The sequence below is a fragment of the Shewanella marinintestina genome, from assembly GCF_023283845.1.
In the GTDB taxonomy this organism is placed as follows: domain Bacteria; phylum Pseudomonadota; class Gammaproteobacteria; order Enterobacterales; family Shewanellaceae; genus Shewanella; species Shewanella marinintestina.
In genome coordinates, this window is sequence record NZ_JAKILC010000003.1 from 105,391 (window position 1) to 120,597 (window position 15,207).

Consider the following 15,207-nt stretch of genomic DNA (forward strand, 5'->3'; position numbering starts at 1 on the left):
ATCGGTCTTTGCCAAACAAGCATGTCAAAGCAGAGGAAGTCATGACTAATTCAATCCGCCATCGACTTTACATTGCAGTTCGAGTGCATTACATAACAGCAATTGTACTTCACGCCACACTTCATCGAAGTGCGACATAATCGGCGATAGAGTCAGCCATAAAATAAATAGACCGGCAACCATGGTCACCGGAAAACCAACCGCAAAGATATTGAGCTGCGGCGAAGCGCGAGTCATTACACCAAAAGACAAGTTAATCGTTAATAGTGCAACAATCGCCGACAACGACATGGTTAACGCGGCGCCAAACATATAACCGACAAACTCAGTAAACAAACGATAGCTCGCTAAACTAAGGCCCTGCATCGATACAGGAATAGAATCAAAACTGGCAATAACCATTTTAATCAGTAGCAAATGACCATCTACAGCAAGGAAAATCATTGTGCTGAGTAACAAAAAGAAGTTACCAATTACAGGCGTTTGTTGACCTGAACTTGGATCAACCATTGAGGCAAAACCTAAGCTGGTTTGCATACCAATGATTTGGCCAGTTAGTACAAAGGTTTGCATTAACAGCAATGTGGCAAACCCCATTGCAACACCAATAATGATTTGCTGCGCAGTCACAAACGCCGCACTTAAGGAAAACAAATCAATGCTTGGCATCGCTGGCAATACAGGAGCGACAGCAGCAGTTACGGTTACCGACAGAATAAGTCTAACTCGAGTGGGAGTCGTAGTCGCACCAAATACAGCCATCACCATAAACATACTGGAAATTCGCGTCAGCGGCCACAAATAACCTGCGATGCCGTCCATTAAGGTATCGAGCAAGATCTCCATGGTTAGCTTAGCTCAATCATGGCTTAACCTATGACCTGCGGGATCATATCGACCATCTGGTAAAAAAAATCCATCATCATCTGTACCAACATGTGTCCCATTAACATGAGGGCTAACAAAGTGGTAAGCAAACGCGGTAAAAAGCTCAAGGTCTGCTCATTGATTGACGTTGCCGCCTGAAATACCGCTACAACAAGACCAATAATGAGGCCCGGTACAATAATCATCGACACTATGATGACAATAACAGCCAGTGCTTCACGGAAGATATCAATCAGTGCTTCTGGGCTCATAGCTTACCTACAATCCAAAACTGTTAGCTAAGGTGCCCATGACTAGGCTCCAACCGTCTACAAGTACAAATAGCATAATTTTAAACGGTAAAGACACAATCATAGGTGATAGCATCATCATACCCATCGCCATCAAAATACTGGCAACAACTAAGTCGAGTACCAAAAATGGCACAAATAGCATAAAGCCAATCTGAAATGCAGTTTTAAGTTCGCTGGTGATAAATGCAGGAATAATGACCGTCATTGGTGCATCTTCAGGTTCATTGATGCCTTGATAACCTGAAATTTCAATAAAAGTATTTAAATCAGTTAAACGAGTTTGTGCCAACATAAAGTCTTTTAACGGACCTTGTCCTTTGGTAAAGGCATCTTGGATCGGCATTCCTTGTTCAATATAGGGCTGAACAGCTTGGTCATAGATCTTGTCGAACACCGGCGACATAATAAAAAATGTCATAAACATACTAATACCAATCAGCACTTGGTTCGATGGTGTTTGTTGTAAACCAATGGCTTGTCGCAAAATTGACAAGACTACGATGATCCGTGTGAACGAAGTCAGCATGATCACCATGGCAGGAATAAAACTGAGTGCAGTCATCAACAACAAGATCTGCATAGTGACAGAATATTGCGTTGAACCGTCCGCGCCAGTTGATACCGTTACCGCTGGTAAAATACCATTTTCAGCAAAGGCTGGCGCCGTAAAAGACAACGCCATAGTAGCTAAGAGTAATATCCATTTTATCATTGTGTAGCCTTGGCTTGTCGTAATCGGTTGGCAAAAGACTCTGTTTCGATTTCAACTGGCTGAGCTAACTTATCTACCAGACTAATTTGTTGTTGAGTCACCCCGAGCAAATATTGCTGACCATTGACCTCAACCAATACTAACTTCTCTTTTTGTCCTAATGGCGTTACCGCAATTGTTTTTAATACCCCTTGGCTACTTGGTACTAAATTAAAGCGCTTAACGAGATAAGCTAAAAAGAAAATAAGAATAAGAACAACAATTAGACCGCCAACCATACTTGAAAGCGTCGCAATACTCGACGCTGAGCTAGTGGTAGTTGCGGCGTTATTTACTGCGCTGCTAGCTTCTGTATCTACAGTTGCCAAACTGGCTAAGACCCAATTAACGCTCATCAATAATCCCTAATTCTTATTATCTTAGCTTTTTAATGCGCTCTGTTTGGCTAATGACATCAGTTAATCGAATACCAAATTTGTCGTTGACGACAACCACTTCACCATGGGCAATCAAGGTACCGTTAACCATAACATCTAAAGGTTCACCAGCAACACGATCGAGCTCAACTACAGAGCCTTGGTTTAACTGCAATAAGTTGCGAATGTTAATAAAACTGCGGCCAACTTCCATCGAAATCGTTACCGGGATATCCATAATCGCATCGAGTTTAGATGCTTCTTCTTCGCTTAAAGGCGAACTATCATTGCTAAACTCATCGAGCTCTACTGCTTTTGCTTCTTCAATTGCTTGTTCAGCCATTGCTGATGCCCAATCATCTGTATCTGTACTCATTTACTCTTCGCCTTATATCTCAGAACGATCACGTGCTCGACCTTTATGAGTCACTAGTTGCAACTCAGACTTAACTGTTTCAGGTCGTGGAATTTGCTCGCAAATTTTTAATGCTAAATTTTCTTTGCTTTTACCCATCTTACAACGGTAAGTAGGCAAGTCTTCGACTTTCAAAATAATATGTTCAGGTAACTCAACCGGAATAACATCTCCCGCTTTAAACTCAAGAACCTCGCGCAGCGTAACCTTATGTTCAACAACTGTCGCATCAATACCAACATCAACATCCATGATCTCATCTCGGAGTGCTTGTGACCAGCGCATATCAGTATCTTGGGTGTCGCTCTGCACGCCTGCATCGAGTAGCTCTCGAATAGGCTCAATCATCGAATACGGCATGGTAATATGAAAATCACCACCCCCACCGTCAACTTCGATATGAAACGAGCTAACAACAACCACTTCAGTTGGACTGACAATGTTTGCCATCGCGGGGTTAACTTCAGAATCAAGATAATCGAACTGTACATCCATCACTGGCGCCCATGCATCTTTGTAATCTTCAAAGATGATTTTAAGTAGCAACTGAACAATGCGACGTTCGGTAGGTGTAAACTCTCGGCCTTCAATTTTGGCGTGAAAACGTCCGTCACCACCAAAAAAGTTATCAACTAAGATAAATACCAGCCTGGCTTCCATAGTAATAAGTGCCGTGCCTTTTAATGGGCTAAAACGCACCATATTCAGGCTAGTCGGTACGAACAAGGTATGTACGTACTCACCAAACTTCAGCATTTGTACACCGTTAATCGACACTTCTGCCGCACGGCGCATCATGTTAAACATACTTATCCGTAAATGACGTGCAAAACGTTCATTAACGATTTCAAGCGTTGGCATCCGCCCACGAACGATTCTGTCTTGCGACGAGAAGTCATAAGAGCGTGCATCAAGTTCATTGTCATCAATAATGTCATCATCAACATCATCGACACCATGAAGCAGTGCATCAATTTCGTCTTGGCTTAATAAATCACTCACGGTATCGCCTTAGCTTTTAACATAAATCGGTCTTATGCTTACTGCATAACAAAACCGGTAAATAATACTTTCTCTACCACAGTGCGTCCGGTGACCGGCTGCAAGGTATTTTGCACATTACGCAGTGCTAACAAACGCAACTCGTCTTTACCTGCTGGAGAGCTCATTTTTTGAATATCGGCGGCGCTAAAGGTTGTCAGCAACGCATCCTCAATTAATGGAATGTGCTTTTTTATCAAAGTGTCGTCATCGACGCCACGCACCATTAATTGCACTTTTATTTCGACTAAACGTGTACGGCCATTATCTGGCAAGTTAAACAAGAAAGGCCTTGGCATTGCAGCGTAAAAAGCTTCGCCGGTATTAACGACCTTTTGCTCTGTTGCAGTGTCAGCCGTTTGAGTCGTATCACTTGCGTCCGATGAGCCTAATAATACCCATGCAGTAACCGCAATAATGGTCATTAACACAACACCAATAACACCAAATAAAATAAGCTTCTTTTTACTTTTAGGTTCTGGATTATCTTCCAGCTCTAAGCTTGCTTCTTCCGCCATTTGCCTTCCCTAATTAAGCATTGATTAACCTCAACGCCATACTGTTCCTATTTAGTTGCTATAGGTTACCTGCTTATGCGTAATAATCTATACCCGAAGCTGAACTAGTTGATAGATTTGACCTTGTTAACATCTCTTCTGCTGAAAATTCATCCGAATCAGTCATGCTATTCCCCTTACCTTGACCATTTCCGCCTTCACCTTGGGCTCCGCCACCATTGCCTTGTGAGACTTGACCATCGGTTAATTGCATTCCTTGCTCGGCTAACATCTCTCTTAGCCTCGGCATAGCTTGCTCAACCAGCTCTCGGGTTTGGTGTTGGCTCACCTGAAATTGAACTTGAGTTGTATCACCTTGAACTTGAATACGTACCATCATTTGCCCAAGCTCTGGTGGATCTAAGCGAATTTCTGCTTGTTGCACACCATTACTCACCATAGTAATTAACTGCTGATTCATCATTGGCGAAAATCGTTGGATCATCTGCTGCATTGGTGGTGTTTGCTCTGCAGCTTGTTTTAGTGAAACATGAAATTGTGGTAGGTCTTGACGGTTATTCGCCGATGTTTGCTGCAACTGCTGATTTTGTAGTGCAGAGAATGATTTCATATCGAGATTTGATTCTTCGCTGCTCGCGCTAAGACTCCCTTCTAAACTTGCCTGAACGGGTGTCATTCGTACTGATAAATCAGCATTTTTTAGTTGCAAAGCAGCCTTCGCGGCATCGTCAGAGCTAGTATTTTTTTTATCTAAGTCAGCACTCGCTGTATTGGCGGCTTCAATTCCGAGTTCTTTACCAAAAATATCGCGGGTATCAGTTCCTAAATGATCACTTTGAGCTTTGGCGTCTAGGCTATTGGTCGCAAGTTTGTTGGCAGATAAGCTGTTTGCGGCAAGATTACTGCTTTCAGTCAGTTTAGTGTCTGTACTTTTGCCTTCTAGGGAAGCAGTTTTTGTTTCTGCAAAGCCATTAATACTACTTCCATTTACAACACTCCCATTAGGTCCCTGCTGCTCAGCAGTTGAATCTTCAGCTCCAACTGTTGCTAGCGGTTGCTCAATAGCAAGTTCACTTTGACCTGTCAGTATTGGATTTTGCTTTAAAAGCGCTGCAAGTTCCTCTGGTGAGAGTTGATTTAGCTCTTGTTCATTCAGGCCTGTTTGCTGCATCAATACCTGTATTACGTCATCAGATAGCTCTTGTTCTGCCTCGGTATCATTTGCGGCAACAATGCTTAACGGCAAGGTTTCGCCGTCAACGGCAACTTGTTCAATAGCAACCTGATTATTCGATGAGTTTCCGAAATTATTGGCAAGGTTAATTTGTGCAAATATTTGACTCACATCATCTTGCTCTGTTGGCTGAGGAGCATCGGCAGTAACAAGTTCAGTAACTGGTTCAGAGTCTTCAGCTAGCGGATTAAATTTTTCGACCTGAGTAGCTTGGGTATTTGTATGTGCGTTATTAGCGCTGCCAGCCTTTTCAAGCTCAGCAGTGAAACGATTATCGACCAGTCCGCTATTAGACTCCATCTTAGAGTCGTTGGTTTTGCTATTATGCGCGCCGCCTGATTTGTTGCTTGTATCAGAACTGCCAAGAAAAATATTACTCATCTGCTGCATGCTCTCTCCATCAGCGTTTACGGTACAAACCAGACTCTATTTACCAAAATTGTCAAAATAACGGCTCGAATACAGCCGGCAGAAGATAACAAAGCAATAATAATGCCAAGAAGAATGGGGGCTGGAATATAAAGAATCGATTAAGAGTAAAACAGGCTGGGTATATGACGAGCTATATTGATCGTTTGCCGAGACAGACAAAGCAATGGTAAACCTTAGGATTGTTAGCGATTATCGATTACGAGCAATTAATCAGTGCCTTTAAGTTATCTACCTAGCGTAATTTCTTGCGATAAAATTGCTGTGAGGCAAACTCATCAATCATTTTTTGCTCTTGACGTCGCTCCGCTAGCAATGCCTTTTCAGCTTTATTGGCAAGCAGTAACTCTACTGCCTTGCGTTTTTGCTGCTTTTCTTGCCAATGGCTTTGTCGATGATGTTTTAAACCCTCGGCCTCTTTTACCGCATGGACCTGTTGCCCGATAGCTGTATCGACTTGCCTTACAAACTGGTGAAACTGATGATAATTGCTTGCGCTAATGCTTTGACCTTGTTGCTGCTCCATCTGTTTCATGTAATCCAAACGGTAATTTTGCAGCGCTAACAGCTGATTTTGTCGCCTTTGTAGCTCAAACTCCGCCGAGCGCAGTTGTAAAGAAGCCTGCTCTTCTGCTTCTTCGGCTAACTTGAGAACTAGGTGTAGCGGATCAGGCTTAGCCATACTACAAACTACCTATACGAGTAACATTTAAACTTGGCATTGAGCCCCCATCTGACCCAGCATTAATGTACTACTTTCAAATGTCACCGAGTCTTTCATCGTCTGCCTTAAAAAAGCATTCATTGCAGGCTGCAAGCGAATCGCATTATCAATGCGGGGATCACTTCCTTGGCTATAGGCACCAATAGAAATCAAATCTTTATTTTGCTGATATAGCGAGTAAACCTGTTTCACTTTGCGCATAGCTTCTAAATGCTCAGGTGTGATCACCATAGGCGCTACACGGCTAATAGAGGCTTCAATATCGATTGCAGGATAGTGACCAGAATCGGCAAGCGAGCGCGACAATACAATATGCCCATCAAGGATAGCTCTCGATGCATCGGCGATTGGATCTTGTAAATCATCACCCTCGGTTAATACGGTATAAAATGCCGTAATAGAGCCCTGTTTACCACCGCCATTACCTGCACGTTCAACGAGCTTAGGCAGTTTAGCAAACACTGATGGCGGATAACCTTTGGTCGCAGGTGGTTCTCCAACGGCTAAGGCAATTTCACGTTGTGCTTGAGCATAACGGGTTAAACTATCCATTAGTAACAACACGTTATAGCCTAAATCACGAAAATACTCGGCGATACGCGTTGAAGTTTCACAAGCCCTAAGGCGCATTAAAGGTGAAGTGTCGGCGGGTGCCGCTACAACCACAGAACGTGCTCGTCCTTCTGGCCCCAAAATCTCTTCAATAAACTCTTTCACCTCGCGACCACGTTCACCCACGAGCCCCACAACAATAATATCGGCGTTGGTTCCCCGAGTCATCATGCCCAAGAGTACACTCTTACCCACCCCTGAGCCGGCGAATAACCCCATGCGCTGACCTTTACCGACAGTTAGCATGGCATTAATTGCCCGCACGCCCACATCAAGGGGTTCGCTAATAGCTCGCCTTGCTAGCGGATTAATTGCAGCCACATGGTTTGATGCTTTTTGATCTGTTTTTAAGTTACCTAAGCCGTCAATCGGCTGACCACTACCATCCAGTACACGACCTAATAGTGATAAACCGACATTTAACCCTGACTGCTCACCAAGAGGTGTAACTTTGGCGCCAGGCAATACACCGCGTAACTCTTCAATCGGCATAAGATAAAGCAATTGATCATCAAATCCGATAACCTCAGCTACAAGGTTGCCCGATAGCGTTTCAATAGCGCACAAACTGCCAACAGCTGCTCGACAACCCGTCGCCTCAAGAGTCAGCCCTACTACGCGAACTAATTGGCCACTCGCCTCGACCACGAAAGGATGAATTTTTTGCTGATGCTGAGCAAGTTTATTACGCAGTTGGTGTTGGCGTGTGGTCATGCTCACCTTCATTGGTAACTGCACTTGTTGCAATATCGACAGTTTTGCCGCTATCGTTTGGCGACATGCCTTCGTCATTCTCAAGACCAGTGTTATTCAGTGCCGCCTGCTGTTGCATTGTTTGCGCATACTCACTCGCCTTAAGCTGTCTGTCAGCTTCAAGCTCATCTTGTTGCTGCTCTTTTAATTGCAGTAAATCTTGCTGGTGCTTATCAAGCTCGGAAAATACATGCTGGATCCGTGTCTCCACACTCATATCAATATGGCTACGGCCACTATTAATAATGCAGTCGCCAGGAGCTAAGCTCGGATCTGATTCTATTTCCCAATGATTTCGCGCTAGCTGCTCTGGAGTGTATAGATCGACGACAAGTTGCTGATCGCTCGGTGCCAAGCGAATATTCACTTTTTGCTCTTTTATCGGTAACGAGTCAACACCTTGACGTAATGCCGCTAAAATATGTTCTGGGTGGGTTTTCAGCTCATGACCAATAACGGCTTTAGCAAGTGTAGTGGCTGTTGATAATAGCTCTTTCTCAATTTCAGTATCTAAAATTGCCAAAGGAGCTTCAAATTGAGCTAATAGGCCTTCAAAACGTTGCAGCATTTCGTTCGCGCTTTTGAGGCCTTCTTCATAACCTTGCTGTTGCCCTTGCGAAAAACCTTCGCCATGGCCTTGCTCTAAACCTTCTAACCGACCTTTCTCTAAACCTTCGCTATAACCTTTATCTTGCCCTTCAGTAAAACCTTCCTGCTCGGCATGAGCACGGATATCTTCTATTTGACTTAAGGTAGGCGGAAGTATTGTTTCCGTTTCAACATCTTCTTCAGCTTGAACTTGTAGGCTTTGGCGACCAAACATATTCAGAGAATCTGGAGCTATCTCTTGGCTAATATCAGGAAGATCCCAATGACCAAACTCGTCAATATTACCTAAGGTTGCGCCCCGCGGCTGTTTAGGCTCAGTCATTATAAGAACTCTTCTCCGCCGCCACCGCCGAGCATGATTTCGCCACTGTCACTTAAACGACGAGCAATTGAAAGGATCTCTTTTTGTGCCACTTCAACTTCACTAATACGAATTGGGCCCATGGCTTCCAAATCATCTCTCAGTAATTCAGCTGCGCGCTTAGACATATTGCTTAGCAGCTTTTCTTTCAACTGCTCATCAGCCCCTTTGAGTGCCTTCATTAACACGTCTTGTTGTACTTCACGCAGTAATACTTGGATCCCTAAATCGTCAACATCGCTTAGGTTTTCAAACACAAACATTAAGTCTTGGATCTGTTGCGCCATCTCTTCATCAGATTCTCGCATAGTTTCCATTAGATGACTTTCAACGCCAGTGTCGAGGTAGTTCATAATGTTAGCCGCCGCTTTCAAGCCACCCATTTTCGCTGCCTGTGCGCCACCTTGACCAGCAAATTGTTTCTCCATGATATCGTTAAGCTCTTGCAATGCAGCTGGCTGTACTTCTTCCAGATTGGCAATTCGCATCATTAGATCTAAACGGGTATTTTCAGGGAATTGAGCAAAGATCTCTGCGGCTTGATCAGGTTCTAGATAGGACAATACGATAGTTTGAATTTGTGGATGTTCATTTTGAATAATAGTCGCAACTTGACGCGCATCCATCCATTTCAGTGAATCAAGACCTTTGGCGCCGCTGCCCATAATGATCTGTTCAATCAAGTTACCGGCTTTATCTTCACCCAGTGCAGCAGTTAATGCCTTGCGTACAAACTCTTCACTGTTAAAACCAATTGAGGAGTACTTCTGAATATCATCGAGAAATAGTTTGTGTACGCCAATTACTTTTTCTTGTCCAAAGTCCTGCATTGCTGCCATCGCCATACCGACTTTCTGTACTTGCTTAGGCTCAAGATGCTTTAGAATTGATGCAGCATCACTTTCACTCAAACTTAACAATAAGATAGCGGTTTTCTCAATACCGGTTAAGTCACTTGGTTTAAAACCAGCAACTTCAGTTTTGTTTTCTACACTCATCTCATTTGTCATCTTCAATTAACCAATTCTTCACGACTTGTGTCGATAGTTCAGGCTCGTTGGCCACTAATGCGCGGATGGCTTTAATCATGTCATCATCTTTATGTAAATTAGGTATCAAAATTGAACCATCATCAGCATAACTGTATTCCGCTTCTGGGCGCTGCAACATACCCAGTGTATCCGCAGCATATTGATCTTCAATTTCAGCTAAGTCACCACCCATTTGTGGCTCCTCTGGCATCTTGACGCTATCAGGATAAACCAACTTTTTAAGCATTGGACGTACAACAGCTAAGATGAGCACTAAGATAACCAATGCACCAAGAACTAACTTAACTGCACGCCAAAACCAAGGCTCTTCCCACATATCAGGCGCTGGAGCCGCTTCAATCAACTGATCCATAAATGGCACAGTGACAACTTCAATAATATCACCACGCTGAGTGTTAAAACCGACTGCGCCCTCTAATAAGCGACGGATATTAGCAATTTCTTGTTCGGTACGAGGTACACGGCTTACGCTGCCATCTTCTGCAACTGGCGCATTTTTAAAATCTACCGCAACCGACACACTCACTCGGCGCAATGTGCCAATTTGTTGGCGAGTATGACTAATCGTGGTATCAAGCTCAAAGTTACGAGTAGCTTCTTTGTGTGAACTGCCAGATGTTTGTGTTGCAGCCTCTGTTGCATTGACCTCTTGCGGGATCTCAGCGTTCATTGGCGGCTGATTTGATAGTGCGCCTGGAATGCCACCTGTCGTGCCGCCGTTAGAATTATTCTCAACCACCATCTCACTTCTCAGCGCTGGTAAATCAGGATTATAACGTTTTGCAGTTTGCTCTACCGCGGTAAAATCCATACTAACATCGACTTGAGCTGTAAAGTTCTCAGGGCCTAAAATTGGCATTAAAATCGATTCAATCTTATTACGGTATTCAGATTCTTTTTGCTGCACGATTTCTAGCTCGCGACGAGCAATTGCTGATACACCGTCTTGGCTACCAGAGTTAAGCAGACGACCATTTGAATCTGTTACTGTAACTTTATTAGGCTCGAGGTTATGCACTGCAGACGCAACGATATCGACAATCGAGTCCACTTCTTCTTGGCTTAACCCCACACGACGAGTGCTCACCACTACAGTGGCACTTGGCTTAGAACGGTTTCGTGCAAAAACGTTTTCTTTTGGCAGAGCTAAAATAACTTTAGCGCGAGTAACACTTCTTAATTCTTCAATTGCACGAGCAAGGTTTTGCTCTTGGCTATGCTTTAAGCGCGCTTGTTCCATGCGCTGACTAACACCAAAACCACTGTCTTTATTCAGAAAGTCATTATTAGCTTCAACATTATCGAGCCCTTCTCGGCTCATCAACATCTTAACTTCTTGATACTTATCTTCAGGAATTTTAACCACATCACCTTGGATCTGATATTTAACCTGATTTTTATCTAAAACATCGAGTACTTGTACCATTTCAGCTGTGGTCATTTCTCCCAGCGGACGGTATTCAGGCTCCTGTGCCCAGATCATCACAAAAACAGCGAGAGCTAAACAGATAGCAAGAGCCAAAATCATCGTCACTTGGCGCAGCATATCAACACCGCCAATTGACCCCATGATGCCAGGCTTATGCTCTTCTTGCACACCTGTTGCTTGCGGATCGGTAGCTAAACCGGAACCTGTTCCTACGACCATTTCTGTACTCACTATTGCACCCTGCTTTTAGTTATCAAAGGCCTAAACAGGCATGCTCATAATTTCTTTATAAGCTTCTACGAGCTTGTTCCGCACTTGAACAGTTGCTTCAAATGCCACGCTTGATTTTTCTCTGGCGATCACGGTATCAGATAATGTCACCGTGGTATCTCCCATCTCAAGTCGAGTGGCGAGATTAGCAGCATTTGATTGAAGTTCGCTTACATTTCCAACAGCTTGGGAGAGAAGTTGTCCGAAATCAGCACCCGATGTATTTTGTACTTGGCGCGAGATCCCAGTTTGAATGCTTGAAGTACCAATTTGACCGTTAAGTGACTGCATCTCTTGCAGTAATGAATTAGCACCAATTTGCATACTTAGCTCCCTTGTCGTTTTCTTGACGAAAATGTTGATATACAGGGATAAAGCAAATAGCTTGCCAGTTTGTAAAAAGAAGGGAAAGCCAAGAAGGCCCTAGGTGCTAGGAAAAGCAAAGGCGAACGACCTGCGGCCTCACAGCACGTTGCTATTTACTTTAATAGAAGGCCACTACAGAACGCTGCGCTTAGGGAAAAATAAGATTGAAAGCGACGGCAATAAAAAACCAGAAGACTCAGCTTCTGGCTTATTCACGAAAGATCTTAACTTTAACCGACACAGCTTGAATCATCTTAACTTGTACCGTCAGCGCAGCGTCCTCGGATTGAGCCTGCGAACGCTCTAACAGCCCAAAGGTCGCCCTTCTTGGCCTTAAGCCGGTATTTGAATGCCTAAATCGCGCATTTTTGCCATTTTATAACGTAAAGTTCTAGCGCTTATCCCTAGTTTTTCGGCAACTAATTTACGGCTGCCATTACATTGAGATAAGGTTTCTAAAATAATCACATGCTCTTGAGCTTTAAGCTCATCTCCTAAACCTTCAAGCTCTTGGGGTTTAGCGTCGGTTACGGGGGCTGCTTCAGCACTGAAATCTAACTCTAAAGAGTCGATAATAATGTCTGCCGCGGTGATCTCATTGCTAATAGATAAAATCAACGCTCGTTGAACCACGTTATCGAGCTCTCGCACATTCCCCGGCCAGCGGTGAGTTAATAAGCGTCTTGAAGCGCACTCACTAAATTCAGGCAGTTCATTACGATTAGCGATCAGCGCATGCCGCTGCAGTAAATGTCGTGCTAACGGCAAAATATCGGCAGGACGTTGGTTCAATGCAGGCCAAGTTAATGGAAACACATTAATCCGATAATAGAGATCTTCACGAAACTCGCCAGATGCAGCCATCGCCTTTAAATCGCGGTTTGAGGTCGCCAATACCCGAACATTCAGTTTTATCGTTTTACGACCACCTAAACGCTCAACTTCACGCTCTTGCAGTACTCGCAGTAGCTTAGCTTGCAAACCCACTTCCATTTCTGAAATTTCATCAAGCAATAAAGTGCCACCTTGCGCTTGTTCAAACTTGCCAGGACAAGCCTGGTAAGCCCCGGTAAATGCACCTTTTTCATAGCCAAACAGCGTAGCTTCTAACATATTTTCTGGAATTGCAGCGCAGTTTATCGCCACAAAAGGTTCTGACGCGCGCTGACTATTTTGATGAATATAACGCGCTAGAACTTCTTTACCGCTGCCGCTTGGGCCCATAATCATCACCGAGGCATCTGATGCCGCAACTCGCTGAGCTAACGCAAGTAAAGCTAAACTTTTTTCATCAGCAACGATGGGATTGCCTTCAGCAGCCTTGACCGGCATATAACGCGACACCTGATTAAGCAATACTTCTGGTGAGAAAGGTTTTGACAAATAATCAACCGCGCCAAGTTTCATCGCGTTAACCGCATTGTCGATAGTCGCATACGCGGTCATCAATAAAACGGGGAGCTTAGGTTGGTGTTGTTGCAAATAATTAAGCAGCCCTATGCCGCCAACACCTTCCATCTGCACATCGCTTATCACCATGTCAAAGCTTTGGCTTTTTAACGCCAAAATAGCCTCTTCGGCAGAGCCTACATCTACACACTCATAGTGAGCTAAAAGTAATGTATCTAGCAGAGCTTCACGCAGTGATGCATCATCTTCAACAAGCAGTAACTTACCTTCAGACATGCTTTACATCTCCGAGCATTTCTTCGCTCTTATTTTTTAAAATCAGTGGAAACTTTAGTGATGCAGTACAGCCAGCGCCTGAATGACAACTAAAACGCATCATACCGCCATGATTGCTCACCACCGATTGCACCACTGCCAAACCTAGGCCTGTACCTTGGGATTTAGTGGTATAAAATGGCTCGAGCACCTTGTGCTGCATTTCACTATCAAGGCCTTTCCCGTTATCGATTACGTCAAGGTGCAATGCCGTCGCCGTATCGTACGCCTGCAATTTAATACAATTGGCACCTGCTTCTAAACTGTTCATTACTAAGTTATTAATTGCTGAACATAAAGCGGCATCATTGGCTCTAATTTTCTGTTTAGATTGATTATCAAATACTAAGCGACAACCCTTTTGCTCTGCGATAGGCAAACAATTGCCTAAAACATTATCAACCACTTCATCAATGGTTAATATGCTATCGAGCTCTTGTTGACGTCCTTTAGCCATTAACAACATGTCGTTGACTTGATGCTCTAATTCATTAAGCCTATCAACCAGTTTGCCTTGAAAGCGCTTTCTCGCGTCAGCAGATATCTTTGGACTTGCTAAGTTCGACGCATACAAAAGCGCAGCACTTAGGGGCGTTCTGACTTGGTGCGCTAACGTAGCCACCATTTTTCCTAACGCTGATAATCGTTGCAGATGAGATAAGTTTTTTTGCAGCAAGCGAGTTTCAGTTAGATCCGTCAATACAATCAACTGCCCTGGCTCTGGTGTTAATGGGGTAATAGCAAGTTTGACTCGGCGACCATTACGTAATGAAACTTCATGACCATCATCATCTTGCGGGGAAAAAGCTCGATTAATGATTTGCAGCCAGCGTAGGCCTTCTAAAGGACTGCCTAAGAGTTCAATTGCAACCGGGTTTGCATCGGTCACTATTCCATCGCCATTAATAATCACCACTCCAGACGGCATAGCTTGCAGAATATGGTCCATACGATTAGACATATTTGCGGCTTGCTGAACGTCGACTAACTGTGGACGCTGCGACTTACTAGCATCTACAGGCTTAACCTGTGGTTTTAAAATAGCGGACATGGTAACCCCGTCAAAAAAACTGCATATACGCGGTTTAAAGCAGGAATTATGCCAGTTGTTTAAAGCTAAGAAGGACGCTGCGTAGTGAGGGCATCACTTAGTGACTTCTAGGTTCTAGGGAAAAGCTAAGAACAAAATGCAAAGATGGAACGGCCTGCGGCCTTACGGCACGTGACTATTTAATTGAATTGCAGATCACTATGGAACGCTTCGCTTACAGAAAAGGTTAAAAGAAAGGCAATAAAAAAGCCAGAAGACTCAGCTTCTGGCTTATTCGCGAAAGATCTTTGCTTGTGCGGCTTCAGCTTG

Annotated in this window: 16 protein-coding genes; all 16 read right to left on the bottom strand. The window is 43.9% G+C overall.

The annotated features are described in order from the left end of the window. Positions 1–45 precede the first annotated feature (45 nt). Positions 46–846: a flagellar biosynthetic protein FliR gene (fliR, locus tag L2747_RS04375; RefSeq protein ID WP_248997880.1), complete on the bottom strand. Its 801-nt coding sequence runs from the start codon at positions 844–846 to the stop codon at positions 46–48. Positions 847–869: 23 nt separating this feature from the next. Beyond that, on the bottom strand, positions 870–1,139 hold the full coding sequence (gene fliQ / locus L2747_RS04380) for a flagellar biosynthesis protein FliQ (protein ID WP_248997881.1): 270 nt from the start codon (positions 1,137–1,139) through the stop codon (positions 870–872). A gap of 7 nt (positions 1,140–1,146) precedes the next feature. Continuing rightward, positions 1,147–1,893 (bottom strand): flagellar type III secretion system pore protein FliP, encoded by a 747-nt coding sequence (fliP, locus tag L2747_RS04385; protein WP_248997882.1) that lies wholly within the window; start codon positions 1,891–1,893, stop codon positions 1,147–1,149. Further along, positions 1,890–2,288, bottom strand: coding sequence for a flagellar biosynthetic protein FliO (gene fliO, locus L2747_RS04390; RefSeq protein WP_248997883.1), 399 nt, complete (start codon positions 2,286–2,288; stop codon positions 1,890–1,892). The genes fliP and fliO overlap by 4 nt, the downstream gene beginning before the upstream one ends. 19 nt (positions 2,289–2,307) lie before the next feature. Then, positions 2,308–2,685 carry a flagellar motor switch protein FliN gene (gene fliN / locus L2747_RS04395; RefSeq protein ID WP_248997884.1) on the bottom strand — a complete coding sequence of 126 codons (378 nt, stop codon included), beginning with the start codon at positions 2,683–2,685 and terminating at the stop codon, positions 2,308–2,310. A 12-nt stretch (positions 2,686–2,697) separates the two neighbouring features. Further along, the gene (gene fliM / locus L2747_RS04400; RefSeq protein WP_248997885.1) at positions 2,698–3,726 is read right to left on the bottom strand and encodes a flagellar motor switch protein FliM; all 1,029 of its coding nucleotides are present in this window, start codon (positions 3,724–3,726) and stop codon (positions 2,698–2,700) included. 38 nt (positions 3,727–3,764) lie between these two features. Beyond that, complete coding sequence (gene fliL, locus L2747_RS04405) at positions 3,765–4,283, bottom strand: flagellar basal body-associated protein FliL (protein WP_248997886.1); 519 nt, start codon at positions 4,281–4,283, stop codon at positions 3,765–3,767. A 73-nt stretch (positions 4,284–4,356) separates the two neighbouring features. Then, positions 4,357–5,907, bottom strand: a complete 1,551-nt coding sequence (locus L2747_RS04410; RefSeq protein ID WP_248997887.1) for a flagellar hook-length control protein FliK — start codon at positions 5,905–5,907, stop codon at positions 4,357–4,359. Between the two features lie 274 nt (positions 5,908–6,181). After that, positions 6,182–6,628 carry a flagellar export protein FliJ gene (gene fliJ, locus L2747_RS04415; protein WP_248997888.1) on the bottom strand — a complete coding sequence of 149 codons (447 nt, stop codon included), beginning with the start codon at positions 6,626–6,628 and terminating at the stop codon, positions 6,182–6,184. A gap of 27 nt (positions 6,629–6,655) precedes the next feature. Beyond that, positions 6,656–7,996, bottom strand: a complete 1,341-nt coding sequence (fliI, locus tag L2747_RS04420; protein ID WP_248998064.1) for a flagellar protein export ATPase FliI — start codon at positions 7,994–7,996, stop codon at positions 6,656–6,658. Next, positions 7,968–8,966: a flagellar assembly protein FliH gene (gene fliH / locus L2747_RS04425; protein ID WP_248997889.1), complete on the bottom strand. Its 999-nt coding sequence runs from the start codon at positions 8,964–8,966 to the stop codon at positions 7,968–7,970. The genes fliI and fliH overlap by 29 nt, the downstream gene beginning before the upstream one ends. Continuing rightward, positions 8,966–10,015, bottom strand: a complete 1,050-nt coding sequence (gene fliG, locus L2747_RS04430; protein WP_248997890.1) for a flagellar motor switch protein FliG — start codon at positions 10,013–10,015, stop codon at positions 8,966–8,968. Before fliG ends, fliH begins: the two co-directional genes overlap by 1 nt. Beyond that, complete coding sequence (fliF, locus tag L2747_RS04435; RefSeq protein WP_248998065.1) at positions 10,005–11,705, bottom strand: flagellar basal-body MS-ring/collar protein FliF; 1,701 nt, start codon at positions 11,703–11,705, stop codon at positions 10,005–10,007. The genes fliG and fliF overlap by 11 nt, the downstream gene beginning before the upstream one ends. A 42-nt stretch (positions 11,706–11,747) precedes the next feature. Beyond that, positions 11,748–12,080, bottom strand: coding sequence for a flagellar hook-basal body complex protein FliE (gene fliE / locus L2747_RS04440; RefSeq protein ID WP_248997891.1), 333 nt, complete (start codon positions 12,078–12,080; stop codon positions 11,748–11,750). 375 nt (positions 12,081–12,455) lie between these two features. Further along, a complete protein-coding gene (locus L2747_RS04445; protein ID WP_248997892.1) occupies positions 12,456–13,808 on the bottom strand; it encodes a sigma-54-dependent transcriptional regulator in 1,353 nt (450 codons plus the stop codon). Next, the gene (locus L2747_RS04450) at positions 13,801–14,898 is read right to left on the bottom strand and encodes a sensor histidine kinase (protein WP_248997893.1); all 1,098 of its coding nucleotides are present in this window, start codon (positions 14,896–14,898) and stop codon (positions 13,801–13,803) included. The genes L2747_RS04445 and L2747_RS04450 overlap by 8 nt, the downstream gene beginning before the upstream one ends. Positions 14,899–15,207: the final 309 nt, after the last annotated feature.